Source organism: Massilia sp. CCM 8734 (genome assembly GCF_011682155.1).
Taxonomy (GTDB): domain Bacteria; phylum Pseudomonadota; class Gammaproteobacteria; order Burkholderiales; family Burkholderiaceae_D; genus Telluria_A; species Telluria_A rubra.
Genome location: NZ_WHJI01000004.1, coordinates 1 through 24,798, shown reverse-complemented (window position 1 = coordinate 24,798; position 24,798 = coordinate 1). Strand labels below are relative to the sequence as shown.

The 24,798-nt window shown below is 64.1% G+C and carries 20 protein-coding genes; 6 read left to right on the top strand and 14 right to left on the bottom strand.

The annotated features are described in order from the left end of the window. Window positions 1-10: 10 nt before the first annotated feature. Window positions 11-1,696 (bottom strand): 2-isopropylmalate synthase, encoded by a 1,686-nt coding sequence (leuA, locus tag F2P46_RS05190; protein WP_166885892.1) that lies wholly within the window; start codon window positions 1,694-1,696, stop codon window positions 11-13. 387 nt (window positions 1,697-2,083) lie between these two features. Further along, window positions 2,084-2,446: a DUF1428 domain-containing protein gene (locus tag F2P46_RS05185; RefSeq protein WP_208296512.1), complete on the bottom strand. Its 363-nt coding sequence runs from the start codon at window positions 2,444-2,446 to the stop codon at window positions 2,084-2,086. Between the two features lie 266 nt (window positions 2,447-2,712). Between F2P46_RS05185 and F2P46_RS05180 the strand changes: the two genes are divergently transcribed. After that, complete coding sequence (locus F2P46_RS05180; protein ID WP_166885890.1) at window positions 2,713-3,435, top strand: PEP-CTERM sorting domain-containing protein; 723 nt, start codon at window positions 2,713-2,715, stop codon at window positions 3,433-3,435. A gap of 36 nt (window positions 3,436-3,471) precedes the next feature. Here F2P46_RS05180 and selD read toward each other — a convergent pair whose 3' ends face one another. Further along, a complete protein-coding gene (gene selD / locus F2P46_RS05175) occupies window positions 3,472-4,530 on the bottom strand; it encodes a selenide, water dikinase SelD (RefSeq protein ID WP_166885888.1) in 1,059 nt (352 codons plus the stop codon). Window positions 4,531-4,559: 29 nt separating this feature from the next. After that, window positions 4,560-5,519: a selenoneine biosynthesis selenosugar synthase SenB gene (gene senB / locus F2P46_RS05170; protein WP_166885886.1), complete on the bottom strand. Its 960-nt coding sequence runs from the start codon at window positions 5,517-5,519 to the stop codon at window positions 4,560-4,562. 38 nt (window positions 5,520-5,557) lie between these two features. On the opposite strand from senB, the gene senA reads away from it, so the two are divergent. Next, window positions 5,558-6,766, top strand: a complete 1,209-nt coding sequence (senA, locus tag F2P46_RS05165) for a selenoneine synthase SenA (protein WP_229509084.1) — start codon at window positions 5,558-5,560, stop codon at window positions 6,764-6,766. Window positions 6,767-6,927: 161 nt separating this feature from the next. Here senA and F2P46_RS05160 read toward each other — a convergent pair whose 3' ends face one another. Next, window positions 6,928-8,331 (bottom strand): DEAD/DEAH box helicase, encoded by a 1,404-nt coding sequence (locus tag F2P46_RS05160; RefSeq protein ID WP_166885884.1) that lies wholly within the window; start codon window positions 8,329-8,331, stop codon window positions 6,928-6,930. Window positions 8,332-8,762: 431 nt separating this feature from the next. After that, window positions 8,763-10,130, bottom strand: a complete 1,368-nt coding sequence (locus F2P46_RS05155; protein ID WP_166885883.1) for a transglycosylase SLT domain-containing protein — start codon at window positions 10,128-10,130, stop codon at window positions 8,763-8,765. Between the two features lie 454 nt (window positions 10,131-10,584). Here F2P46_RS05155 and F2P46_RS05150 point away from each other — a divergent pair, with 454 nt between their 5' ends. Together F2P46_RS05150 and F2P46_RS05145 are read left to right on the top strand one after the other, a co-directional pair. After that, complete coding sequence (locus F2P46_RS05150) at window positions 10,585-11,154, top strand: DUF1415 domain-containing protein (protein ID WP_166885881.1); 570 nt, start codon at window positions 10,585-10,587, stop codon at window positions 11,152-11,154. Between the two features lie 7 nt (window positions 11,155-11,161). After that, window positions 11,162-11,347 (top strand): DUF1289 domain-containing protein, encoded by a 186-nt coding sequence (locus F2P46_RS05145; RefSeq protein ID WP_229423505.1) that lies wholly within the window; start codon window positions 11,162-11,164, stop codon window positions 11,345-11,347. A 68-nt stretch (window positions 11,348-11,415) separates the two neighbouring features. On the opposite strand, the gene F2P46_RS05140 is transcribed toward F2P46_RS05145, so the two are convergent. Further along, entirely contained in the window at window positions 11,416-11,922 is a 507-nt protein-coding gene (locus tag F2P46_RS05140; RefSeq protein WP_166885877.1) for a DUF1993 family protein, read from the bottom strand. A 288-nt stretch (window positions 11,923-12,210) separates the two neighbouring features. Between F2P46_RS05140 and F2P46_RS05135 the strand changes: the two genes are divergently transcribed. Both F2P46_RS05135 and F2P46_RS05130 read left to right on the top strand, forming a co-directional pair. Beyond that, window positions 12,211-15,345: an EAL domain-containing protein gene (locus tag F2P46_RS05135; RefSeq protein ID WP_166885875.1), complete on the top strand. Its 3,135-nt coding sequence runs from the start codon at window positions 12,211-12,213 to the stop codon at window positions 15,343-15,345. A 65-nt stretch (window positions 15,346-15,410) separates the two neighbouring features. After that, the gene (locus F2P46_RS05130) at window positions 15,411-17,693 is read left to right on the top strand and encodes a xanthine dehydrogenase family protein molybdopterin-binding subunit (protein WP_166885873.1); all 2,283 of its coding nucleotides are present in this window, start codon (window positions 15,411-15,413) and stop codon (window positions 17,691-17,693) included. Between the two features lie 46 nt (window positions 17,694-17,739). Here F2P46_RS05130 and F2P46_RS05125 read toward each other — a convergent pair whose 3' ends face one another. From F2P46_RS05125 to F2P46_RS05095, 7 genes are all read right to left on the bottom strand, one after another. Next, window positions 17,740-18,747: a hypothetical protein gene (locus F2P46_RS05125; protein ID WP_166885871.1), complete on the bottom strand. Its 1,008-nt coding sequence runs from the start codon at window positions 18,745-18,747 to the stop codon at window positions 17,740-17,742. A 50-nt stretch (window positions 18,748-18,797) separates the two neighbouring features. Further along, window positions 18,798-19,655, bottom strand: coding sequence for a DUF2059 domain-containing protein (locus F2P46_RS05120; protein ID WP_166885869.1), 858 nt, complete (start codon window positions 19,653-19,655; stop codon window positions 18,798-18,800). 31 nt (window positions 19,656-19,686) lie between these two features. Continuing rightward, window positions 19,687-20,739 carry a hypothetical protein gene (locus F2P46_RS05115; RefSeq protein WP_166885867.1) on the bottom strand — a complete coding sequence of 351 codons (1,053 nt, stop codon included), beginning with the start codon at window positions 20,737-20,739 and terminating at the stop codon, window positions 19,687-19,689. 93 nt (window positions 20,740-20,832) lie between these two features. Continuing rightward, window positions 20,833-21,990 (bottom strand): tetratricopeptide repeat protein, encoded by a 1,158-nt coding sequence (locus tag F2P46_RS05110; RefSeq protein WP_166885865.1) that lies wholly within the window; start codon window positions 21,988-21,990, stop codon window positions 20,833-20,835. Window positions 21,991-22,022: 32 nt separating this feature from the next. After that, on the bottom strand, window positions 22,023-23,087 hold the full coding sequence (locus F2P46_RS05105; protein ID WP_166885863.1) for a tetratricopeptide repeat protein: 1,065 nt from the start codon (window positions 23,085-23,087) through the stop codon (window positions 22,023-22,025). Between the two features lie 4 nt (window positions 23,088-23,091). Beyond that, complete coding sequence (locus F2P46_RS05100) at window positions 23,092-23,844, bottom strand: hypothetical protein (RefSeq protein ID WP_166885861.1); 753 nt, start codon at window positions 23,842-23,844, stop codon at window positions 23,092-23,094. Between the two features lie 254 nt (window positions 23,845-24,098). After that, window positions 24,099-24,356 (bottom strand): hypothetical protein, encoded by a 258-nt coding sequence (locus tag F2P46_RS05095; protein ID WP_166885859.1) that lies wholly within the window; start codon window positions 24,354-24,356, stop codon window positions 24,099-24,101. Window positions 24,357-24,798 lie beyond the last annotated feature (442 nt).

Genomic DNA, 24,798 nt, shown 5'->3' with positions numbered 1-24,798 from the left:
GGCAACTGCTTTACTGCGCTACCGCCAGCTCTGTTTCGGCCCGCACCAACTGCCGGTTCACCGCACTGAGCACCGCCTTGAACGAGGCCGTCACAATATTGCTGTCGATCCCCGCGCCGAACATGGTCGGACCGTTCTCGAGGCGCAATTCCACATAACAGGCCGCCTTGGCATTCGCGCCCGAACCGATTGCGTGCTCGTGGTAATCCATCAGCTTGATATCGAGCCCCAGCGCATTGACGAACGCATCGATCGGCCCGTTGCCGCCACCCTGCAAACTCAGGCTGGCCTGACGGTGCGCCAGGGTGATATCGATCTGCACCGGCTCGTCGTTGCTGCTGTCTTCCACCATCTTGTGGGCGCTATACGCGTACGGGCTGGCCTGGTCAAGATACTCGCTGCAAAAGATTGCATGAATCTCCTTGGCCGCAATCTCGCGGCCGCTGGCGTCGGCCACCGCCTGTACCGCCCGGCTGAACTCGATCTGCAAGCGGCGCGGCAAGCTCAAGCCAAATTCCTGTTCCAGCAGATACGCCATTCCGCCCTTGCCGGACTGGCTGTTGACACGAATCACTGCATCGTAGCTGCGCCCCAGGTCGGCCGGGTCGATCGGCAAATACGGCACCTCCCACAGCGTATTTGGCTTCTGCTGGGCAAAGCCTTTTTTGATCGCATCCTGGTGCGAACCGGAGAACGCCGTAAACACCAGGTCGCCCGCATACGGATGACGCGGATGCACGGGCAATTGGTTGCATTCTTCCACCACCTGGCGCACGGCATCGATATCGGAGAAATCGAGCCCCGGATGCACGCCCTGGGTGTACAGATTCATCGCCAAAGTGACGAGGTCGACATTGCCGGTGCGCTCACCGTTGCCGAACAGGCAGCCTTCGACCCGGTCGGCGCCCGCCATGATGGCCAGCTCGGCCGATGCCACCGCCGTCCCCCGGTCGTTGTGCGGATGGACGCTGATGATCAGCGAATCGCGCCGCGCCAGCTTGCGCGACATCCATTCGATCTGGTCCGCGTACACATTCGGCGTGCTGCATTCCACGGTGGAGGGCAGGTTGACGATCATCTTGTTATGCGGCGTCGGCTGCCAGATATCGCTGACCGCGTCGCAGATGTGCTTGGAGAAATCCAGTTCCGTGGTCGAGAACGATTCCGGCGTGTACTCGAAACCCCAGTCCGTCTGCGGATGCTGCTTGACCAGTTCCTTGACCAGTTTGGTGCCGCTGACGGCGATCCCGGTAATCTGCTCGCGCGTCATGCCGAACACCACCTTGCGGAACACCGGCGCCACCGAGTTATACAAGTGCACGATGGCACGGCGTGCGCCGACGGCGGAATCGACCGTGCGGCGGATCAGTTCGTCGCGCGACTGGGTCAGCACGATGATGGTCACGTCCTCGGGAATACGGTCTTCATCGATCAGCTTGCGCACGAAATCGAAGTCGGTCTGGGAAGCCGATGGAAAACCGACTTCGATTTCCTTGAGGCCAATCTTGACCAGCATCTCGAAGAAACGCAGCTTTTTCTCCGGGCTCATCGGCTCGATCAGGGCCTGGTTACCGTCGCGCAGGTCGGTGCTCATCCAGATCGGCGGACGGGTGATGGCCTTATCCGGCCACTGGCGGGCGGACAAATTGACTGGAGGGAAGGCGCGGTATTTCGACGACGGATTCTGCAACATCATGGGGTACTCCTGTTTGGCGAAAGCGGATAAGGGCCGGGCGGCGGTGTGGCGACAGGCTGCCGGGCGGCCACGGATATACGCTAGGCCAGGCAACCGATCGGTAGCTTTAGCAGTAGAAACTGAGTGATGGAGACGGATGCGAACATGGGTCGTGCTTTCCTGGGGTTTTACAACATCGCCGGCGTGGGAGCCGGGCGGCGCACTGCGGGTAAATTACGCGCGTGCAGCTAGTAGCGTCGCTAGCGATAGCGCGCCAGCGAGCAGGGGGAAAGACGACAGATGCAGGGAGGAAGACATGAGTTCACTGTACGCCAGGCCGCGCCGGCTTGTCAAGCGTTGATGTGCAACGCCCGCAAACCGCCACAAGCTGCCAGGGCCGCGCCGACGCTACAGGTCGAGAAGCATCTCGAAGCCGCCGTAAATCATGCGCTTGCCATCGAAGGGCATGTCGGTGCCCTTCATGAAGTCGGCCATGCGCGGGTCTTTCATGACCTTGTCGTTGACTTCATCGCGATGGGCGCGCGATTCGTACACGATCCAGGAAAACACCACGGTTTCGCCCGGCTGCAGATTGACGCTTTGGGGGAAGGAGGTGAGCTTGCCGGGTTTGACGTCATCGGCGATGCATTCGCGGTATTGCAGGGCGCCGTGTTCGCGCCAGATTGCGCCGCAGGTCGCCGCCATGGCGCGGTAGCTTTCGAGATTGCTGGTGGGGAGGGGAAGTACGAAACCATCGACATAGGCCATCATGTTCTCCTGTAGCTGTACAAGGTGGGTACGACAATCGATCATACCCGTCCCGCAGTCGCAGGGCCGCACCATACTCCAAGAAAATCATCGGCCTTGCATCGCGTCTTTTCCAGGTGGGGCGATGGCAGGCGTGTTGCTGTTTTGCCGACAAGGACGCCATCGCTGGCTTATCTTTATACTAATTCATTCTGTAAACATTGTAGAATTGCATGTCATTTCAAGGCGGTGAAACAGGTGCCGCTTCTAACCAATTTCAAGGGAAATCCATGCGTTTTGTAACTGCAGCAATGGCATTATCGATGGCGTGTTCGCTCGCTTGCGCCACAACGGCGAATGCCGCCCCGGCCGCTTCCGGTCAAAACCTGATCGTCAACGGCAATGCCGAGGCCGGCGCCGGCTCGAGCGATGGCGGCACGGTCACGCTGCCGGGCTGGAATGTCAGCGGTGGCCTGACCTCGGTCAACTACGGCGCCAGCGGCGGTTTCCCTGGGCCGGCCGACGCCGGTCCGCAAAACCGCGGCAAGAACTTTTTCGCTGGCGGGGTCAACACGCCGGCATCGCGTGCGGTCCAGGTGATCGACCTGGGCGGCTACAGCGACGCCATCAACGGCGGACGGTCGCAATTCGACCTGTCCGGCTGGCTGGGCGGCTACGCTTCGCAAAGCGACAACGCCACCCTCACCGCCGTGTTCCGCGACAAGAGCGGCAATACCTTGTTCAGCCAGAGCCTGGCGCCGGTCAGCGTCGGCGACCGTAGCGGCCTCACCGCACTGGTGTTTCGCGACAGCCATGGCCTGATCCCGGTCGGCACCGCGCTGGTCGACATCGTGCTCGACATGCGCCGCGTCGAAGGCAGCTACAACGATGGCTATGCCGACAACCTGTCGTTCTCGGTCGCCGCCGTGCCCGAGCCAAGCAGCTGGGCCATGCTCGGCGCCGGCCTGGCCATGCTGGGCTTTGTCGCGCGCAAGCGCCGCCAGTCCGCCTGACGCGCCCCGGGCTGCCCAGGCCGCGCCTGGGCAGCCTTACGCCGCGACCTGCACGCGTGGCGCGCCCGATGTCATTTCGCCGATCACGGCGGCGCTCTCGAAGCCTTCGCGCGCGAACAGCGCCAGCACCTCGTCCACGCTGCCCGGATCGCACGACACCAGCAGTCCGCCCGAGGTTTGCGGGTCGGTCAGCAGATTGTGCTGCGCCGCGCTGATGCTCGGCGAGAGCGTCACTTCCTTGCCGTAGGCATCCCAGTTGCGCCCCGACGCGCCGGTAAAGTAGCCATCGTGCGCCAGTTGCTCCACGCCCGGCAGCAGCGGAATCTGCGACATGCTCAGTTGCGCCGTCAGTTGCGCGCCGCGCGCCAGTTCCAGCAGGTGGCCCAACAGGCCAAAGCCGGTGACGTCGGTCAGCGCATGCACGCCTTCCATCTCCGAGAGGGCCTTGCCCGGTTTATTGAGCTTGGTGGTATTGGCGATCATGGCGGCGTAGCCTTCCGGTCCCAGCACATCTTTCTTGAGCGCCGCCGAGAGCACGCCCACGCCCAGCGGTTTGCCGAGAATGAGCACGTCGCCGGCGCGCGCGTCGGCGTTGCGCTTGACCTTCGACGGATGCACCAGGCCCAGCACAACCAGGCCGTAGATCGGTTCGACCGAATCGATGGTGTGGCCGCCGGCGATCGGAATGCCCGCTTCGGCGCACATGACCTGGCCGCCGCGAATGATCTCGCCAATGGTCTCGAGCGGCAGTTTATTGATTGGCATGCCGACCAGCGCCAGCGCCATGATCGGCGTGCCGCCCATCGCGTACACGTCGGAGATGGCGTTGGTGGCGGCGATGCGGCCGAAATCGAACGGGTCGTCGACGATCGGCATGAAGAAGTCGGTGGTGGCGATCAGCGCCTGTTCGTCATTGAGCTTGTAGACGGCGGCGTCGTCGGCGGTCTCGATCCCGACCATCAGTTCCTTCGGCAGCGGGAAACCGCCCGAGTTTTTCAGGATCTCGGACAGCACGCCCGGCGCGATTTTGCAGCCGCAGCCGCCGCCATGCGAAAACGAGGTGAGTTTGATGGGGGTCTCTGGGGCATTGCTCATGATCGGTGTCCATTTCGGTAAAGGGCGGGTCAGACCAGATTATCCACCAAGTCGAGCACACTGGCGCGCTCATGGCCTGGGGCGAACAAAGCGGCGCGCGCGTCGCACTGGCGCCGCAGCAGCGCATGGAAGGCTTGGTCGTCGATACAGCGGTCAATCAGGCGCGCCAGCGCGGGGACGTCGCCCGGCGCAAAATAGCCCGCATAGTCCTCGCCCAGCATGCCCCGGTTGCCGCTGATATCGCTGGCCAGCACCGGCACCGCGCTGGTGACGGCTTCGATGATGACGTTGGCGCCGCCCTCCATGTGCGAGGCGATCACCATCGCGTGGCAGCGCTTGAGGCGCTGGCGCGCCGCGCCGTGCGCCAGGTTGCCCAGCCACTGGTAGCGCGGGTTGGCCGCCGCCGTGGCGCGCGCGGCCTCGCCCAGCGCGGCATCGAGCGCGCCGCCGATGTGCAGCAGGCGGGCCGTGGGACTGGTGACCAGGGCGCTGGCGCGCATGAAGGTGAGCGGATCTTTTTCAGCGCGCAGGTGGCCGATCATGCAGATGTCGGCATGGCGCCGTCCGGGCGCGTGGCGGTGCGGCGCCAGCGCCGGCGCGGACTGGTAAATCACGCGCGTCTTCGCATGCAGGGCAGGGGGCAGCAGGGCCAGGCCGGCGCTTTGCAGCAGCACCAGCGCGCTGGCGTGCCGCAGCGAATCCTGGGCCTCGGCGCAGGTGGCGATGTCGCGATACAGGTCGGTCCCGGTCAGCACCAGCACCGAGGGCCGCTGCGGGCAGGCTTGGGTAAACGCGGCCAGGGCGCCGGCCGAACGGCGCGCGTGCAGGGCGATGAGCAGGTCGGGCGTGGAATCGGATGGCTGCCATCCGGGGGCGATGGCGACCCGGTAGCGCGCGCGCAGAAAGTGCGCCCAGCGGCTGGCGGTCTGCCAGTTGCCGTTGTTTTCCTTCGCCGAGGCGGGACTGACGATCAACAGCTGTTTCTTCACGCAGCGCCGCCTTTGAAAAAGTCGTTACAATCGACGCCATGAACTCATTGACCGCATCGATCACCGCATCCTTCCGGCACGCCAGGCCGCAGCCATTGGCCGAGGCGCTCCAGAGTGCCCGAAATTATACCCTTGGCCTGTTCGACTGCTTCGCCGCCATGGGTTACGACAGCCTGGCGCGCGTGCCGCACATCGCCACCATCAATCCGCCGCTGTGGGAGCTCGGTCACACGGCATGGTTTGCCGAGTGGTTCATCCTGCGCGAAGCGACATCGAGCCACCCGGCCGACGCCGCCCGCCATTCGCTGCTCACGCGCGGCGACGACTGGTTCGATTCGAACACCGTGCCGCACCGTTCGCGCTGGACGCTCGACCTGCCCGGCGCCGGCGCGCTCAAGACCTACTGCCACGAAGTGCTCGACCGCACGCTCGACAAGCTCTCGCGCGAGGCCGGCGTCGACGAGGCATTGTATCCTTACCGGCTGGCGCTGGCGCACGAAGACATGCACGGCGAAGCATCGCTGTACACCCTGCAGACGCTGGGCGTGCCGGTGGCGGACCGGCTGCTGCCGGCGCAATTACTGTCCGGGCCGTCGTCCGAGATCGCCTATCCGGGCGGCACGCTGGTGCTAGGCAGCGCGCAGGAGGGCGGCTTCGTGTTCGACAACGAGCGCCAGGCGCACCCGGTGTACGTGGCGCCGTTTCGTATCGATGCGGGTCTGGTGACGAATGCGCAGTTTGCCGACTTCGTGGCCGATGGCGGCTACCAGAACCGCCAGTACTGGAGCGCGGCCGGCAGTGCGTGGCTGATGCGCCAGGAGCGCTCGTCGCCGCGCTACTGGCAACGCGACGGCGACCAGTGGCGCACGATGCGCTTCGGGCGCCTGTCGACGCTGGCGCCGTCCGAACCGGTGCGCCATGTGTGCCTGTTCGAGGCGCAGGCGTATTGCGCGTGGGCCGGACGGCGTTTGCCGGGCGAAGCGGAGTGGGAGTACGCGGCGCTGTCGGGACAGGCGGGGTTTGGCTGGGGCCAGTTGTGGGAGTGGACCAGCAGCGCGTTCGAGCCGTATCCGGGCTTTGTGGCGGACCGTTACCGCGAGTATTCGGCGCCGTGGTTCATGACGCACCAGGTGCTGCGCGGGGCCTCGTTCGCCACGCCGTCGCGCTTTGCGTCGGCGCGCTTCCGCAATTTTTTCATGCCCGGGCGCGACGATATATTCTGCGGATTCCGCACCTGTGCGCTATAGGCATCCGTTAACGTCGTTCCCGCCAAGGGGGCCGCCCAGGCCGGGAACGACGGTGGCTGGAGTAGCCGACGATCGTTGAATAAGCGCTGGCATGCCTGGGCCGGACGAAAAAAAACGGCTGCCGAAGCAGCCGTTCTTGAGTCAGTCGTTACAGCGAACGATTAACGGTCGCCGTACGAGCTGCGGGTGCGCTCCGAAGCCGGACGCGGGTTCGAGCCCTTGTAGCCGCCGCCGGCCGCGCCTTCCTTGCGCGGAGCGCCCGGTTTGCTGAACGTACGCTGGCCTGGCTTGGCGCCGCCGCGGTTGTCGCCTGGTTTCCAGGTGCCTGGACGGGCAGCCGAACGTGGCGCCGACGCGGTTTTCTTCGGCTCGAAGCCTTCGATCACGTTGACCGGAATGAGCTGCTTGGTGAAGCGCTCGATACGCTTGACGTTCATGCCTTCGGCATGGTTCACCAGCGAGATCGCCAGGCCATTGCGGCCGGCACGGCCAGTACGGCCGATACGGTGCACATAGTCTTCAGGGAACTTCGGCAGATCGTAGTTGAACACGTGGGTGATGTTCGGGACATCGATACCACGGGCGGCAACGTCGGTCGCCACCAGCACGCGAACCTGGCCGCGGCGCAGGCCGTCGAGGGTACGGTTACGCGCGCCCTGGTGCATGTCGCCATGCAGTGCGGCGGCCGAGAAACCGGCGATGTTCAGGCGGTCGGCGATGGTGTCGGCGTCACGCTTGGTGGCGGTGAAGACCACTGCCTGGTCTAGCGTTTCGTCGCGCAGCAGATGGTCGAGCAGGCGGTTCTTGTGCGACAGGTCGTCGACGAAGTGAACGCGCTGCACGATGTTTTCGTGCTTCGAGGCCGAACCAGCGATCTGGATGACCATCGGGTCGGTCGTGATGCGGCGCGCCATGTTGCCAACCATGCCGTCGAGCGTGGCCGAGAACAGCATCGTCTGGCGGTTTGCAGGCGTGGCGGCGATGATCTTTTCGATATCGTCGATGAAACCCATGTCGAGCATGCGGTCAGCTTCGTCCAGCACCAGGATTTCGAGTTCCGAGAAATCGATCTTGCCCGATTCCATGTGGTCGATCAGACGGCCAGGGGTAGCGACCAGGATTTCCGGGTTGCGTGCCAGCAGTTGCATCTGTTTAGGATAAGGCATGCCGCCCAGGATCGATACCGCCTTGATACGGCGGATCTGGGTGCCGTATTTTTCGGTTGCGCTGGTCACTTGCAGGGCCAGTTCGCGGGTCGGGGTCAGCACCAGCATTTTAGGCTGTGCAGCTTTGAAACGTGGACGCTCGCCGCGGGCACGCGCATTTTGCGCTTCCTGGGCTGCATTCTTGGACGCCTGCGATTGCTCGGCAACGGCGAATTTGTGAAGTGCTGGCAGCATGAATGCCGCCGTCTTGCCGGAACCGGTCTGCGACGACACCAGCAGGTCGCGGCCGCTGATGGCGGCAGGAACAGCTTGCTCCTGGACTGGGGTCGGAACGGTGTAACCGGCATCGGTTACTGCTTTTACGATAGACGCGTGGAGGCCTAATGCTTCAAAACTCATTATGTTTTTTTCTTTCGGTATAGATCAGCGCCCGAGCACATGCTCCGAGCGCAAAATAGCAACGCCAACCAACACAACGAAATGACTCAGGATGAAAGAAATTTCGGCACAAAAGCTTTGCGCCGGGACGGTGTCAGGTGCGACACACAAGGCGGGAGGGCTTTATTGAGGGTATCCGTGGGATACGCCTAGGCTTGCGAAGCTGCTAGTTTTACTTCTTTGTTACTGCTAAGGGCCATCGCTTCAGACTGATTGCGAGAAACGTATTGCAGCGCACAAACAACACTATACAGTAGTTTCACTGTACTTGTATAGGTAAATCCGAATAGTGTGTATGAGAGAACTGGATTTACTGAAGAAGTCTTGGTAGATAAACCGTCGCCCGCAAAGCGGGACGGGGCGGGTGCGATGGACGCACCCGCCGGTGGAAATCAGCCGCCGCGCCGCTTGTAGCGCGAGGACTCGTTGCTTGCCGACTTGACATTACGTGCCGAGACGCGCGTTTTCAGGGCGGCGACCTTGCCCTTGATGCGTTCCGCATTGGTCTGCTTTTCAGCGCGACCGCCACGGCGACCGGCGCGTTCGGCTTCGAAGGCCATCACCGCGTTGTCGACGACATGCTCGGCGATATCGGTCTGCACCGAGGTTGAGATTTTCGGCACCAGGATCGTGGAACCGGCCTTCAGGCGGGTTGACGCCGGAATATTGTTAGCCTGGCGAATCACTTCCGGCGTGGTGCCGAAGCGCGAGGCCAGCGAAGCGATGCTGTCCTTGGCGCCGGTAATCTTGTGCGTGGTCCAGGTCGACAGGGAACGGCCCCATTGCGCCAGGTTCAGGTGGAACTTTTCCGCATTTTGCTGCGGCAGCAAAATCTTGGTCTGTTCGCCGCCGGTGATGACCGGGCGGTTGAACTGCGGATTGAGCGCCTTGAACTCTTCGACCGACAGTTCGGCCAGCTGGGCCGCGATGGTCAGGTCGATGTCGCTGGTCTTGTCGATCGCGGTGAAATACGGCGAATTGTCGATCACCGGCAGCGACACGTGGTACTGGGCCGGGTTGGCGATGATGTTCTTGACCGCCTGCAGCTTCGGCACGTATTCGCGCGTTTCGGCCGGCATGTGCTCGTACAGGCTTTCGTAGTCGGTCGGCTTGCCGAGCGCCTGGTTCTTCTTGATGGCGCGCTGGACATTGCCTTCGCCCCAGTTATACGCGGCCAGGGCCAGCGGCCAGTCGCCGAACATGCCGTACAGGCGCTGCAGGTAGCTCAGCGCGGCGTCGGTCGAGGCCAGTACGCCGCGACGCTCGTCCTTGAACATGTCTTGCTTGAGATTGAAATCCTTGCCGGTGCCGGGCACGAACTGCCACATGCCGGCGGCGTTGGCCTTGGAATAGGCTTGCGGATTGAAGGCCGATTCGATAATCGGCAGCAATGCCAGCTCGGTCGGCATGTTGCGCTTCTCGAGTTCCTGGACCACGTGGAACAGGTAACGCGAGGCGCGCGCCGAAGTGCGGGCGATATAGTCGGGACGGGTGCTGTACCACTTGACGTGCTTGGTAACAAGCTCGTTTTCGATATCGGGAATGGCGTAACCGGTGCGGATACGGCCCCAGACATCGGCTTCCTTGTATTCATCGGCCTTGGTGGCCGATAAGGGCTGAAGCGGGGCTGGTGCTGGCTTGGCAGTCGGGGCGAGCGGCGCGACGTTGGTCGAAACGGCGTCGACCGCGTGGCTGAGCGCAGGCGCGAGCATCAGAACGAGGACTGCAAGTGAAGTGGTACTGCGTGTCGTTTTTTGCATAGCGTTCCATTGTTGGGTCCGAAAACTGCTGGACAGACGAATAGATAAGGTCGGAGTGTACGTACCACTTCTTGTTTGAGTCAAGTCAAATAACTGTGTGCGGGGCAAAAATTTTGATAACACTTCCAACCAATATTGTTGCATAGGAAAAGACCAATTGCCGGGAGTATGCCATAAAAATGCCAGGATGCTATCAGTGTATGGACGGGATCGCTTCAGATACTCCCAGGGGGTATGCATGATTTTCTCCTATGGCGGACAGGCGCCGGAGAGCGCAACGCGGGGTCGTCGGGACGGGGCGCGGTACGCCGGGGGATAATACCAAAACTGGGGCGCCGCCGGCGCGGGCGGCCGATCGGTCGTCGGGCTCTAAACTACTCCCGCACGCGCTGGCACCTATGAGGTGGCGCAAAGAGTGCGTACAATTTGGCTTTTGCACCATGAAAGCATGACCATGAACACCCCCAATCTGAACGCCGACGATGAGCAAATCATTGCTGCTACCCAACAATGGCTGGAAAAGGCCGTCATCGGGCTCAATCTCTGTCCGTTCGCCAAGGCCGTTCATGTGAAAAAGCAGGTGCGCTACGTCGTCTCGAGCGCCACCACGCCGGAAGTCTTGCTCGAAACCTTGATGAATGAGCTGCAATTGCTGTCCGATACCGATCCGCAAATCATCGACACCACCTTGCTGATCCATCCATTCGTGCTGGGCGACTTCCTCGACTACAACGAGTTCCTCGATGTGGCCGATGCCGCGCTGGAAGACATGCAACTGGACGGCGAACTGCAGGTGGCCAGCTTCCATCCGCAATACCAGTTCGCGGACACCGATATCAACGATATCAGCAACTTTACCAACCGCGCCCCGTACCCGATCCTGCACCTGCTGCGCGAAGACAGTATTGAACGCGCGGTCGAGGCTTTCCCGGAAGCGTCCGAGATTTTCGACAAGAATATTGAAACCATGGAAAAACTCGGCCATGACGGTTGGGATGCGCTCGATGTCGGCCCCGCCAAGTGAGGGTGGCATGAAGCCACCGGAACGGCCGGACACGCCCTGTGTCGCGGTCTGTTCGACCACGTTCGACGAGATCTGCCGCGGTTGCGGACGCAGCGTGGTGGAAGTGGCGCACTGGGTGTCGATGAGCGACGCCGACAAGGAAGTGGTGTGGGTCCGCATCCTGGCGCAAGGTTACCCGCGCCGCAATACCTGATCGGGCGGCCGCCGGATAACAAAAAGGGGAGCCGCGCGGCTCCCCTCACTATATTATATGTACGCGGCTTAAAACGCGCCGATAAAATCCTTCTTGCCCACTTCCACGCCGTTATGGCGCAGGATCGCGTACGCGGTCGTGGCGTGGAAATAGAAGTGCGGCAGCGCGTAATGCGCCAGGTAGACCTGGCCCTTGAAATGCTTGGCGTTGGCGCCGCTGCTGGTGCTGATGTCGCGCTGGGCGCTCGCTTCGATGCCATCCTGCGGCAAGCCGTTGATGAAAGCGAGCGTCTTGGCGATGCGGTCCTTCAGGTCGGCGAAGGTCTGCTCGGTATCGTCATAGCGCGGCACGTCCACCCCGGCCAGGCGGGCGCAGCAGCCCTTGGCGAAGTCGGCCGCAACCTGGACCTGGCGCAGGAAAGGGAACATGTCCGGATACAGGCGCGCCTGCAGCAGGGCCGCCGGTTCGATCTTCTTGTCGGTGGCGTGGGCTTCGGCCTTGTCGATGACGGCCGACAGGCTGGTCAGGATTTGCTTGAAAACGGGCACCGAGGCGTCGTACATGGAAAAAGTCATGGGGAATCCCTGTTAGAAAAGTGCTGCGATGATAGCAAGTCGGGGCGATTCGCGCTGAAGCGACTGCCGTTTGCCATGCGTCGTGTAGTCCAGGACGCGCTGACCTGGTCCGAATGCACCTTCGCGCAAGCATTAACGTCAACTGTTTTCCCCTCCGTCAGTAAAACGCCTCATCCTTCCGTGCTGTTGATGACTTGGCGGGTGCTTCCGTGCATAATTCCGTATAGAAAACTTTTATTGTTTGAATTATCATTCCGACATCTTCGCGTATGCTTTCTGACTTGCTGCATGCTTAGCACGGCCTACCACCGTTTCCGTACCAAGCTGGGCAAGCTGTACGGTCTGTCGATCTATGGCGCGCTGATGCTGGTCGTCGTCGGCGGACTGGTCATTCCCGCCATGATCGGTAGCTATGTGCTGATCGCCGTGCAGGAGCGGGCGGCGGCCAAGGCGGTGCTGAACGAGTCGCTGCGCCGCAACGCCGACATCCTCGCCCTCGGCATGCAGGAGTCGCTCTGGAACATGAACGCCGAATCGGCCCAGTCGCTGGTCGAATCGGTGATGCGCGATCCGTCGGTGCTGCATATCCAGGTGATCGGCCAGGCCGACGCCCAGTTCATCAACATCCACTCGGCCCAGCGCCCGGCCGGCCAGATTTACCGCGCCGAACGCGACATCCTGGTGCGCGGCGAGCGCATCGGCGTGGTCGTGGTCGAGATGGACGACGCCCGCAGCCAGCAGGAATTGCGCGGCAAGCAGTCCAACTACGCTTTCGTGCTGGCGTTCCAGCTGACCGTTTCGCTGGTGCTGATCGTGCTGTTCCTGAACAAGCGCTTGCTGGTGCCGCTGCGCCAGCTGATGAAGTTTTCCGACCGCCTCTCGCACGGCGACTTCGAAACGCGCCTCGAGCTCGAAGGCAGCGATGAACTGGGCCGCCTGGCCAAGCAGATGGAGCAGATGCGGGTCGCCATCAAGCACCTGTTCGAAGATATCGGCCGGCGCGAGGAGCGCTTTCGCACCATCGTCACCCAGGTGCCGGGCGCGGTGTTCCGCGTGCGTCCGGGCGGCTCCATCGATTTCGTCAGCGACGCCATCGAAGACATCTCCGGCTACGCCGCCGCGCTGTTCATGCGCAGCACCACCGACGCCTGGTCGGACCTGATCTGCCCCGAAGACCGGCGCCTGCAAACCCGCACCGTGCGCGAAGCGATGAGCAGCGGCCGCCCGTACCAGATCGAGTACCGCATCATCGATGCGACCGGCATCGAGCGCTGGGTGTCCGAGAACGGCCAGCCGCAGGCCGCCGCCAGGATGGAGGATTCGTGGGTCGATGGGATCATCTCCGACATCAGCGAACGCAAACACAACGAGATGCGCATCGCGGCACTGCTGACCGAGCAAAGCGCGATCCTCGACAACGTCATGTTCGGCGTGATGTTCGTGCGCGAGCGGCGCATCGTGTCGGTCAACCGGCGCTGCGAAGACCTGTTCGGCTACGCCAGCGGCGAGATGACGGGCAAGCTGGCCGACATGATGTATCCGAGCCACGACGAGTTCCTGCGCGCGGGCGAACGCCAGTACGCGGCCCTGGCCGACGGCAAGGACTACAACGAAGAACGCCAGTACATGAAGGAAGACGGCACCGTGTTCTGGTGCCGCGTGAGCGGCTGCGCGCTTGACCCGGCGCGCCCCAACGGCGGCAGCATCTGGGTGTATGCCGACGTCACCGAGCGGCGCGAGGCCGAAGAGATGCTGCGCCTGTCGGCCACCGTGCTCGAACATATCGCCGACGCCGTGATGGTGATCGACGTCGAGCTGGAAATCGTCGCCGTCAACCCGGCCTTTACCCAGATCACGGGCTTCACCGACATCGAAGCGGTGGGCAAGAACGTGCGCCTGACCCGCTCGGGCACCGAAGCGCAGGCCGTGTACGAGCAGATGTGGGCCGAACTGGGCGAGCACGGCTTCTGGCGCGGCGAGCGCTGGGACACGCGCAAACATGGCGAAACCTACCTGCAGTCGCTCACCGTGTCGGCGGTGCGCGACAATCACGGCGTCACCACCCACTACGTGGCGGTATTTAGCGACATCACCAAGGTCAAGGAATCGCAGGAGCAACTCGATCACATGGCGCACCACGATTCGCTCACCGCGCTGCCCAACCGCCTGCTGTTCCACGACCGCCTGCACCATGCCTTGCAGCGCGCCGCGCGCGACGGCCAGCAACTGGCGGTGCTGTTCATCGATCTCGATCGCTTCAAGAACGTCAACGACACGCTCGGCCACCACGTCGGCGACGAGCTGCTCAAGCAGGTCGCGGCGGCCCTGCAGGGCAAGCTGCGCGAAGGCGACACGCTGGCGCGCCTGGGCGGCGACGAATTCATCGTCCTGCTCGAAAACGTGGCCGGCCAGGTCGGCGCCGGCCTGGTGGCCGAAAAACTGATGGCCATGTTCGAGCAGCCTTTCATCATTTCCGATTACGAGTTGTTCGTCACCGGCAGCGTCGGCATCAGCGTGTTCCCGGACGATGCGGCCGACCTGACCATGTTGATCCGCAATGCCGACGTGGCCATGTACCAGGCCAAGGCGCGCGGGCGCAACGGCTACCAGTTCTATGCGCCGTCGATGACCGGTGAAGGGGTCGAGCGCTTGCGCCTGGAAGCGATGCTGCGCCGCTCGATCGACAAGAACGAGATCTTCCTGAACTACCAGCCGCAGGTCGAAATCGACAGCGGCCGCCTGATCGGGGTCGAGGCGCTGGTGCGCTGGCACAATCCGGAGCTGGGCAACGTGACGCCGGTGCGCTTCATCCCGCTGGCCGAGGACACGGGCTTCATCAACCAACTGGGCAAGTGGGTGCTGGAAGAAGCCTGCCGCCAGATGATCCGTTGGGAACGCGCCGGCCTGCACGTGCCGAAAATCGCGGTCAACCTGTCGGTCAAGCAGTTCGAGCGCGGCAGCATCGTCAACATGGTGGCCGACATCCTCCAGGAAACCGGTCTGGCGCCGCAGCGCCTGCAGCTGGAAGTGACCGAGTCGGTGATCATGAATACCGGCGACGCGCTGGTGTTCATCAACGACCTGCATTCGATCGGCGTGGGCCTGGCGATCGACGATTTCGGCACCGGTTACTCGTCGCTGGCCTACCTCAAGCAGTTGCCGGTGCAGACCCTGAAAATCGACCGCAGCTTCATCAAGGATATTTCGACCGATGTAAACGACGAGGCGATCGCGATCGCCATCATCCAGCTTGGCAAGAGCATGAATTTGTCGGTCATCGCGGAAGGCGTCGAGACCGAGGAGCAGGCCGCGTTTTTGCTGCGCCACGGTTGCAACCAGGCGCAGGGCTACCTGTACAGCCGCCCGGAACTGCCCGAGTCGATCCTGGCGCGCTGGCATGCGCCCGCGCGCCTGCCCTCGTAAGCAGCACCGTCGCGGCGCCGCGCGCATGCTACAGTGCGACTCCCCACGCACGCCATGAGAATGCAATGAGCCAGAGCACACCGAAGAGCAAGACCCGTCGCCGTTTTCTGCTGGGCGGCCTGGCCGCCGGCGGCGCGCTGGTGGTGGGCTGGGGCGTGCAGCCGCCGCGCCAGCGCCTGCACGGCGCGCAGCCATTGGCGCTGGCCGGCGGCGCCGTGGCCCTGAACGGGTGGGTGGCGATCGCGCCCGACGGAACTGTTTCGGTGGTGGTGCCGCGCTGCGAGATGGGGCAGGGCGTCAACACCGCGCTGCCAATGCTGCTGGCCGAGGAACTCGACGTGCCGCTGGCGCAGGTGCGCATCACCCAGGCGCCGATCGATAAAATCTTCAGCAACCTGGAAGTGCTGCGCGAGACGCTGCCGTTCCATCCCGACGACCGTGGCAGCGTCAAGGAAGGCGCGCAGTGGATGCTCGCCAAAGTGGCGCGCGAGATGGGCATCATGATGACGGGTGGCTCGAGCAGTATCAAGGACGCCTGGCTGCCGATGCGCGAAGCCGGCGCCGTGGCGCGCGCCATGCTCATTGCCGCCGCCGCGCAGGAGTGGGGCGTGCCGGCCGCGCAGTGCAAGGGCACGGCCGGTTTCGTGGTGCATTCGGGCGGCAAGCGCGCTTCGTACGGCAGCCTGGCCGCCAAAGCGGCGGCGGCGGGCCTGGCGATCGGCGCGGACGACGTGCGCCTCAAGGAGCCGGGCGAATTCACCCTGATCGGCACTCCGCAGGCGCGCCGCGATTCGCCGGCCAAGGTCAATGGCAGCGCCATGTTCGGCATCGATGCGCGTCCACCGGGCATGCTGTATGCGGCGCTGACGATGTCGCCGGTGGTCGGCGGCAAGGTCGCCTCGTTCGACGCCGCTGCGGCCAAGGCGATGCCGGGCGTGGTGGCGGTGGTCGGCCTGGCGCCTCCGGCGAGCCACAAGACCGGCGCCGGCGCCGGCGTGGCGGTGATTGCCGACTCGTATTGGCGCGCGCGCCAGGCGCTCGGCGCGCTGGCCGTCAAGTGGGACGAGGGCGTCAACGCCAGCCTGTCGAGCGCCGATATTTTCAGGCAGTTCGCCGGCGCGCTTGATACCGAATCGGGCTTCACCTACTTTGAGAGTGGCGACGTGGCCGCGGCCAAGGGGGCGGTCAAGACCATCCGCGCCGAATACCGGGCGCCGTTCCTGGCGCATGCGACCATGGAGCCGATCAACTGCACCGCGCAGGTCGCGGGCGGCAAGGTCAGGCTGTGGGCCTCGACCCAGGTGCCGAGCATGTGCGTCGACATGGCGGCCAAGGTGGCCGGCGTGGAGCGCGCCGACGTGTCGGTCGATGTGTTGCTGCTGGGCGGCGGCTTCGGGCGCCGGCTGGAAGTGGACATGGTGGGGCAGGCGGTGGCGCTGGCCATGGTGGCCGGCGGCAAGCCGGTGCAGCTGATCTGGTCGCGCGAGGACGACATGACGCACGATGTCTATCGTCCGGCCGCGCTGGCGCGCTTTACCGGCAGCGTGGATGCGCAGGGCCGCATCGTCAGCTACGACAACAAGTCGGCCAGCGGCTCGATCGGCCATCAGTATTTTCCGCGCAACCTTGGCCTGCCAGGCGTCGGTCCGGACAAGACCACGGCCGAAGGCGAATACGACATGCAGTACGAGATCGAGCATCAGCGCGTGGTGCACGTGATCGTCGACAGCGCCGTGCCGCTCGGGTACTGGCGCTCGGTCGGACACTCGCACAACGCTTTTTTCAAGGAGAGCTTCATCGACGAACTGGCGCATGCGGCCGGGCAGGATGGGGCGCCGTTCCGGCGCGCGCTGCTGGCGCGCCATCCGCGTCACCTGGCGGTGCTCGACGCGGCGCTGGCCAAGGCCGGCGTGGCGCCCGCAGGTCGCGCGCACGGCGTGGCGCTGCACCAGTCGTTTGGCAGCATCGTGGCGCAGGTGGCCGAGGTGTCGGTGACGGATAAGCAGATCCGCGTGCACCGCGTGGTGTGCGCCATCGATTGCGGGCTGGCGGTCAATCCGAACATCATCGCGCAGCAGATGGAGTCGGCGGTGGTGTTCGGCCTGTCGGCCGCGCTGGGAGGCGAGATCACCCTGAAGAACGGGCGCATCGAGCAGGGCAATTTTGGCGATTATCCGGTGCTGCGGATCGACAGCGCGCCCGAGGTCGAGACGGTGATCATCAAGAGCGCCGAGCCGCCCGAGGGCGTCGGCGAACCCGGCACGCCGCCGATCGCGCCGGCCGTGGCCAACGCGCTGTTCAAACTGACCGGGCAGCGCTTGCGCAGCTTGCCCTTGCGCCTGGCCTGAGGGTGGCCGCCGGCGCGCCGGCCAACAATGGCGCGGCTCGCGCGCTTCAGCGGCCCGTGCGCGCCGGCGAACGGATCTTCTTCGCCGGCCTGGCCTTGCTGGCCGGCGCAGCGCTCGCGGGCGCCGTGTCGTACTCGGCGAAGTACGCCTTCTCGAGCCGTTTTTTCATTTCCACGATCTGCGGCGAGGCCAGCATGTCCTCCACAAGGCGCGCCTCGGCTTGTTCAAGCCTGGCCCGCTGCGCGGCGCGCGCGGGATCGTTCTGGTCCTCGATCAGGCCGGCGATCTCTGCTTCGCTCAGTTCGGCCGCCATCATGCGTGCTTCGATGGCGCTCACTTCCTCGAATGTGATTTCGGTGCGCAGCGCCGTGGCATAGCGCCGTATCTCGACTGCGATGTCGGCCAGGTCCTTGTTTTCCGTGGTCGAGAACAGGTCGTGCGCGCGTGCTTCGACCCCGGCCATGTTGCTGGTGAATTCTTCGCGCGCGCCCGGCCAGTTCAGCATGAGTTTTTGCGCCAGCGCTTCTTTCGGGGTGGCCGGGGCCGGGGGCGGGGCAGGCGCCGGCGGCAGATTGTCGAGCACGCGCAGGCGGATTTCTTCCACGCGCCGGGCCAGGTGGGCAGCGACCGCCGCGGGCTGTTTCAGCAGCGCGGGCCCGACCTTGTCGATGTAGACCTGGCCGCGCGGGCTTTGCGCCTCGGCGATCAGCGCCTGCACCTCCGATTCTTGCAGGACCGCCTGGTAACTGCCGATGGTAATCGGTTCGATCACATTCCAGCCGAGGTACTCGCGGGTGATGGCGGCCATGCGCTCGAAGCGCGCCTTCAGTGTCGCTTTATAGGCCGCATCCTGCTCATTTTGCCACTGGCGCGCATCAAGCGCCAGCATCGCCTCGACTTCCGCCGCGTTTTTGTGTTCGAACCTGGCAATCGCGAAGTAGCGTTGCAGGCTCTCTTTGGTGGCCGGTTCGGCGTGCGCCGCCTGCGCCATGGCCAGGGTGAAGACCAGAGCGCTGGCGGCGTAGCGCACGGCGCTGTTGATCGATGCGTGCATGATGGCTTTCGATAGGGCGGTAAAAGATCGGGGCGTGGTTGGCGCTGCGCTTACATGCTGTTCATCAGGCGCTGCTGGAATTTGCGCTCGGCCTTGCGCAGCTTGCGCAGTTGCTCGCCGCGCTGCGGATGCCGGTTGTCGTCGATCAGCAGGGCGATTTCATCGGCGCTCAAGACGCCGCCCAGCAGGCGCGCCTTGAGCAGGGTGACGTTGTCGAACGAGAGCTGCGCTTTCATGTCGGCCAGGGTGCGCGCCAGAAGCGCCTCGCCGGCCTCGTCGTCACCGGCGTCGATCGACAGGCCCATAAGATCTTCCAGCGCCGCCATGTCGTCCTCGAACGCTTCTTTTTCGCCCGGTACGCCGCGCAGATAGGTCAGCAACAGGGCTTGCTCCGGCGCTGCCGGCGGCGGCGCAGCTGCGGGCGCCGCCGGCGCCGGATTGCCGGCGATGCGGGCAAACGTGGTCAGCAAGTACTTCTGGACGGCTGGCAATTGCCTGATCATGGCCGGGTTCAGTTTGCGGTAACGCACTTGTCCGGCCGGGGTGCGGGCATGCGCGATCAAGGCCTTGACTTCGTCCTCGCTCAGGTGCGCCTGGTAGCTGGCAATGGCGAGCGGCTCGACCTTGCTCCAGACCATGCGCGTGCGCATGCGGGCGTTGAAGTCGTCCAGCACGCCTTTTTGAGCGGCCTTTCTCAAGGGATCGCTTTCGGCCTGCCATTCGTCTTCCTGGGCTTGCGCGAGCGCTTGCATGGACGTGCTCATCTGGTGCGCCATGCCGGCGGCCTCGAAATAGGCGCGCAGGCTGGCCTTGCTGGCCGGGGCCGCCTGCGCGACCTGGGTCAGCATCACAGTGGCCAGGCAGGCTTGCGCCAGCAGGCGCCAGATGCCAGCGACACGGGTGCGCATTGCCTGGTTCCGCTTAGCGCTCGGGCAACGATTATCTTCCATGTGCCAGCCTTACCTGGCGTATCCATTGGTTGGAGACGGGGAGGAACAGCAGGATGGTCCCGGCCAGCGAGACCAGCTGGCTGAACGTGGTCAACGCGCCGTACGCCGACGAGATGGCGAACGCCATTCTCAGGGCGGTGTAGGCATTGAGAAAGCCGAACACGGCGATCACCGTCCAGATCCAGCGCGCCACATTCGAACCGCGCGCGATGAAGTAGAGTACGACCAGCATCAGGACGATGCCGAACACAAGGCCACCGTAGGCCAGCTTCTTCATCAGCCCCTCGCCCAGCAGGGCGTTCTGCATGGCGAACATGTCGGGCAGGTAGATGACCGTCAGGACCATGCCGAGCACGGCGTTGAGCAGGAACAGCGCAACGGCCAGCGAGATGGTGCGCGGGCGCGGCGGGATCGCCACCGGCGCCGCCGGTGCGCCGCTCATGCCGCCCGGCGGCGCGTAGGGATGGTAGGGCTGGCCGTCGGCCGGGACGGCTGTTGCTGCGGCGGCGCCGGAGGCCGGATGGAGGCGCGGATTGTTGCGAATTTCCTTGATCCGGCGGAACCACGCATTGCACGATGGCGCAAACAGCATGCAGGAGAGCACGAACAGGATCAAGTACACGGCGCATTTGAGCAGCGCAGCGTCCATTGAGTAGGTAAACATCAGCATGAGCGTGCCGAGCGCGACCAGAAAACCCACCAGCATGCACACGATCAGCCAGACCCAGCGCGCCCAGTTGTGCCCGAAGGCGATCAGGGCCAGCACGCCGATCATGAAGGCGGAGATGAACAGCGAACTGTTGAGTTGGCTGCTGCGCAAGGCATCGACCGGGAGCTTGCCCGCCTCCGCCGAACTGGTCAGGGAGGCAATCCGCTCGGACAGGGTCGCCAGGTCGATCGCGGTCAGCGCCACGATGCAGATGGCGATGAGCAGCAGCAGCGTCAGCAGCAGGCCCGGACGCGGCGTGGCGACGCCGTACGCGGCGGCGTTCTGGACGAAGTCGCCGGAAGTGCGGGCGTCTGGGGAGGACTGTGGCGTCATGGAGTTCTTTTCAAGGGTGGATGTTTGACCGGCGTCGCTATCTGTGGTCGGCACGCCGGGTCGGGTAAAGCCTTGCGTCAGTGATTGTCTCGATTATTTCAGGAACGTCGCCAGCGGCAGCTTGGTGTCGCAAGCGAGCTTGGCCGCCTTGGCCTTGGCCAGCCAGGCCGCCGATTCGTCGGCGTTGGCGGCGACGCCCTCGCCATGGCGCAAGGCGCGGGCGTAGCGGCACTGGCCTGGGGCATGCGCCGCCTCGGCCGCCTGCTTGTAGAGCGCCACCGCTTTCTCGCGCTCGGCCGGGGCGCCGCGTGTCATGAACAGCATGTCGCCCAGGTTCACGGTGGCGTCGAAGTTGCCGCCTTCATGGGCGCGCTCGAAATACTCGCGCGCCTTCTTGACGTCCTTCGGCAGGTTCTTGCCGTTCTTGTAGAAGGTGGCCAGGTTGTTGAGCGCGGCCGGATTGCCCTGGCGCGCGGCGCGTTCGTACCAGGCGACGGCGCGGCGCAGGTCGGCCGGGCCGCCGCGACCGAATTGGTACATCACGCCCAAGTGGTGCTGGGCCTGGCTGTCTTCGCCGGCCGCGGCCAGGGTCAGCCACTGGCGCGCCTTGGCGTAGTCGCGCGCCACGCCATCTTCGCCGGTCAGGTAAATCATGCCGAGGATCGACTGGGCGCGTATGCTCGGCGTATCGGCCTGGGCCGCCTGGAGCAGCAGTTTCAGGCCGCCGGGACCGTCGCGCGGGACGTCCAGCCCGAAGAACAGGGCCTGGCCGGCATAGAAGGCGCTGTTGGCGTCGCCCAGTCCGGCGCCCTGGCGCCACAGGCGCAGCGCCTCAAGCGGGTCCTTGGCGACGCCGGTGCCGTTGGCGTAGCGTACGCCAAGCGCCAGATACGCGTCCGGATAATTGGCGGCGGCCGCCTTGCGCGTCCAGTCGAGCGAGCGGGCGCTGTCGGCCGGCACGCCGAGGCCGTCGCGCAGCATCAGGCCGATGTTAAATTGCGATTCGGCGTGGCCTTGTTCGGCCAGCGGCAGCCACTGGGCATAGGCGGCGGTGTGCCGCTTGGCGGTCGAATGCTCGAGCCCGAGGTCGCGCCGCAGTTCGCCTTCTTCGGTCAGCTTGCCGTTCGATACCAGGATGCCGTACTGGGCCGACGTCTTGGCGGCGGGGTCCGTGCTCGGCAAGGCGCCGCAGCCGGACAAGATGAGGGCGGCAGCCACGCTGGCGAAAAGGGGGCGGAGGGCGATGGTCATGGGATGGATGCTTGGCTGTAAGGGTAAATGATTTATTTGCTGAGGCTGTCGGCGGCGACGCGGTCGAGCTTGCGCAGGCGGGCCAGGGCGGTGCGCCGCGCCGGCTGGTCCTGGCGCAGGCTGTGCAGCACCACCAGGCTGGTCCAGGCGTTGGCCGACTTGGGATCGAGCGCGACCGCCTTGTTCAGGGCGATCAGCGCCTTGCCGAAATTGCGCTTTTGCAGGTAGCGCACGCCCAGCCCGTGCCAGGCGGCGGCGTAGGTCGGGTCGAGCCGGATCGCGCGCCGGCTGGCGTTGACGGCGTCGTCGATACGCCCGATCGAGGCCATCGAATTGCTCATGCCGTGCCACACGGCCGGATCGTCGGCGCGCTGCCGCACGGCGTTGCGGTAGACCTGCAGCGCATAGGCGTACTTGCCCTGGGTGTGCAGCAGGGTGGCCAGCGCGACGGCGGTGTTTTCACGGGCCGGGGCCAGTTCCAGCGCCTTGCGGTAATCTTGTTCGGCTTCGCTCATCTGGCCCAGTTTTTCGTGCACCGTGCCCAGCGTGTGCCAGGCGAAGCTGCTCGATGGATCGAGTTCGATCGCGTTCAGCAGGGCACTGCGGGCCGGCTGGTACTTGCCGGACGCGGCCAGCACCGCGCCCAGGTTTTCGGCCACGGCCGGCAGGGTCGGGTCGGACTTGTGGGCGCGCTCGTAGTAGCCGATGGCGGCCTCGCGCTTGTCGCGGCTGCTGGCGATGATGCCCAGTTCGTTGAGGGTCTGGGCATCGTCCGGCGCCAGGGTCAGCGAGCGCTTGAGCGAGACTTCGGCCTCGGCCAATTTGTCGAGGTGGTGCTGGGCCTTGCCGAGGTAGTACCAGGCGCGCGCCGAGCCGGGATTGCTGCGGGTCCAGGCGCGCGCCAGCGGTAGCACGTCGGTCCAGCGCTGCTCGAGCACGAGGGCGGCGATGGTGCTGTCGCCCAGGCTGTCGATCTGGGCGCGGACGGTGTCGTCCGCGGGCGGCTTGGGTTCTGCGCCGTGGGCGCCGAGCGAGAATGCCAGGCAGGCGGCGGCGATCGAGGTTTTCAACAAGGCAGTGCGGGCGGAAAGAAGCATGGTGTCAGCGGGCGTCGGATGAATTGAAGGACAGGTTGATGCCTGGCCTGGTGTTTTTCTTGGGAAGCTTGAAGTCTTTCCTGAAACTCAGGTAAGCCGGCGTTTTCATGATCTTGGCAAATTCGGGATCCTCCTCCAGCGCCAGCTTGCGCAGGTCGGCGCGGGCCAGGGTGTCGAACAATTGCGGCTGGTATTTGTTTTTGGTGAGGGCGTTGGCCTTCAGGTAGACCGTGGCGCGCGTTTCGTAGAAATTGTCGAGCACCGAATCGTCTTCGATCGGCGAGACGGTCTCGAAACATTGCTCGATCTGGGAGATGGCTTCTTCATGCTGGGCCAGCGTGGTGGCGACCGCGCTCTGTTCGTAGGCCAGCATGTTGTGGCAGGCGCGGCGCGCGGCGCGCACCACGTTGAACTCGGCCAGGTAAGGCCAGTCGTTGGAGGCGAGCACCTTGACGGTGCGGCGGCAGCTCTCGACGGCCGCTTCCTGCTCGCCCATTTCGTAGAGCGAGAAGCGCTTGAAGTCGAGCACGTAGGCCCATTGCGATTTCTCGCCGTAGGCCGGGTCGACTTTGGTCAGCGCTTTTTCCAGCTCCAGCACTTTTTCCTTGACGCTGGCGTAGCGCTTTTCGCTCATGGCCTTCTGGGCCGCCTTCATCTGGGTGTCGAAATAGTCGTCGAATTTGTCGTCGCCGGCGGCCAGCACGGGGCCGGTCAGGGTGACGGTGAGGATCAGGCTGAGGAGTCGGTTAGCGTTCATTCGGGCGCGGAAGTGATCCAATCCGGCAGCGGTTGTGCGCACCAGCAGGCTGTTGCCGGCGTCGCTCCCGATGTCGTTTTAGAAGAGTTTCAATAATTACACGGAGGGACGACAGAATACCAGTAAATGGTGCTCTAAGGACAATCTTCGTGCAAGTGCAAGGTGGCGGCCGGCGCTGGAAGGGGGCTGTGGTACGTTCAGGCGTAAAAAATCCCCGGCTGGCGGGGAGGGCGCAGGCTGTGAGGGGGGCGCGGTTAGTGGATCCATTTGCCGGCGGCGAAGACGATGCCGGCCAAGGTGACGGCAGTGCCGATAAACCATTTGATTAGACGCACTTCCAGCGCCGCCAGGTCTTCCTTGGTAACGTAATTGGAACGGATGACGGCGACATCGCGCTGCACCTCCGCCAGTTGGTCCTTGGTCGTGTAATTGGAGCGGATGACGGCGAGATCGCGCTCCACCGCGAAAAGACGCTCGAGAATTTTTTCCACAGCCAACTCAAGTTTGATCATGCGCGCTTCCATGAGGTCCATTATCTGCGCTTTCGAAAGAGTGATCAAGCAGGACATGCCATGGTGAGTCGTCCCGCTTCGGGGGCTGTTGACTTGACTCAAACGTGTTCGGGGTTCGCAGCGCCGCAAGTGATGGCGCCGGCTGCCTGGGCTAGCAGCCTGTCGGACTTGGGATCGTCGGCTGCAAAAATACCCGGGACGGCCCATATTTCGCCGCTTTCTCGGCCAATAGCTCGCTATTGGCACTGCGAAATCGTCAAAATCTGGCCTCGCCCAGCTATTTTTTCGCTTCGACTCCCCAAGTCCGACAGGCTGCTAGCCTGAATGTTTCATAAACTGCCACCGCAGTGCCGGTTCGGCGATACATGAGCTCCTCAGTGACGATCACGATGTCGCGGGCAATAGCCCCCCTACCCGATTGAACGGGACATCGAATGGAGCG

Bases quoted from the DNA above. Each gene is read 5' to 3' on its own strand.
- F2P46_RS05115 (WP_166885867.1), bottom strand. From the start codon at position 20,739: ATGACGCCACAGTCCTCCCCAGACGCCCGCACTTCCGGCGACTTCGTC.
- F2P46_RS05130 (WP_166885873.1), top strand. From the start codon at position 15,411: ATGAGCCAGAGCACACCGAAGAGCAAGACCCGTCGCCGTTTTCTGCTG.
- selD (WP_166885888.1), bottom strand. From the start codon at position 4,530: ATGAGCAATGCCCCAGAGACCCCCATCAAACTCACCTCGTTTTCGCAT.
- F2P46_RS05155 (WP_166885883.1), bottom strand. From the start codon at position 10,130: ATGCAAAAAACGACACGCAGTACCACTTCACTTGCAGTCCTCGTTCTG.
- F2P46_RS05105 (WP_166885863.1), bottom strand. From the start codon at position 23,087: ATGCTTCTTTCCGCCCGCACTGCCTTGTTGAAAACCTCGATCGCCGCC.
- F2P46_RS05150 (WP_166885881.1), top strand. From the start codon at position 10,585: ATGAACACCCCCAATCTGAACGCCGACGATGAGCAAATCATTGCTGCT.
- F2P46_RS05185 (WP_208296512.1), bottom strand. From the start codon at position 2,446: ATGATGGCCTATGTCGATGGTTTCGTACTTCCCCTCCCCACCAGCAAT.
- F2P46_RS05145 (WP_229423505.1), top strand. From the start codon at position 11,162: ATGAAGCCACCGGAACGGCCGGACACGCCCTGTGTCGCGGTCTGTTCG.
- F2P46_RS05135 (WP_166885875.1), top strand. From the start codon at position 12,211: ATGCTTAGCACGGCCTACCACCGTTTCCGTACCAAGCTGGGCAAGCTG.
- F2P46_RS05110 (WP_166885865.1), bottom strand. From the start codon at position 21,990: ATGACCATCGCCCTCCGCCCCCTTTTCGCCAGCGTGGCTGCCGCCCTC.
- F2P46_RS05140 (WP_166885877.1), bottom strand. From the start codon at position 11,922: ATGACTTTTTCCATGTACGACGCCTCGGTGCCCGTTTTCAAGCAAATC.
- F2P46_RS05180 (WP_166885890.1), top strand. From the start codon at position 2,713: ATGCGTTTTGTAACTGCAGCAATGGCATTATCGATGGCGTGTTCGCTC.
- F2P46_RS05095 (WP_166885859.1), bottom strand. From the start codon at position 24,356: ATGATCAAACTTGAGTTGGCTGTGGAAAAAATTCTCGAGCGTCTTTTC.
- senA (WP_229509084.1), top strand. From the start codon at position 5,558: ATGAACTCATTGACCGCATCGATCACCGCATCCTTCCGGCACGCCAGG.
- leuA (WP_166885892.1), bottom strand. From the start codon at position 1,696: ATGATGTTGCAGAATCCGTCGTCGAAATACCGCGCCTTCCCTCCAGTC.
- F2P46_RS05120 (WP_166885869.1), bottom strand. From the start codon at position 19,655: ATGCGCACCCGTGTCGCTGGCATCTGGCGCCTGCTGGCGCAAGCCTGC.
- F2P46_RS05125 (WP_166885871.1), bottom strand. From the start codon at position 18,747: ATGCACGCATCGATCAACAGCGCCGTGCGCTACGCCGCCAGCGCTCTG.
- F2P46_RS05100 (WP_166885861.1), bottom strand. From the start codon at position 23,844: ATGAACGCTAACCGACTCCTCAGCCTGATCCTCACCGTCACCCTGACC.
- F2P46_RS05160 (WP_166885884.1), bottom strand. From the start codon at position 8,331: ATGAGTTTTGAAGCATTAGGCCTCCACGCGTCTATCGTAAAAGCAGTA.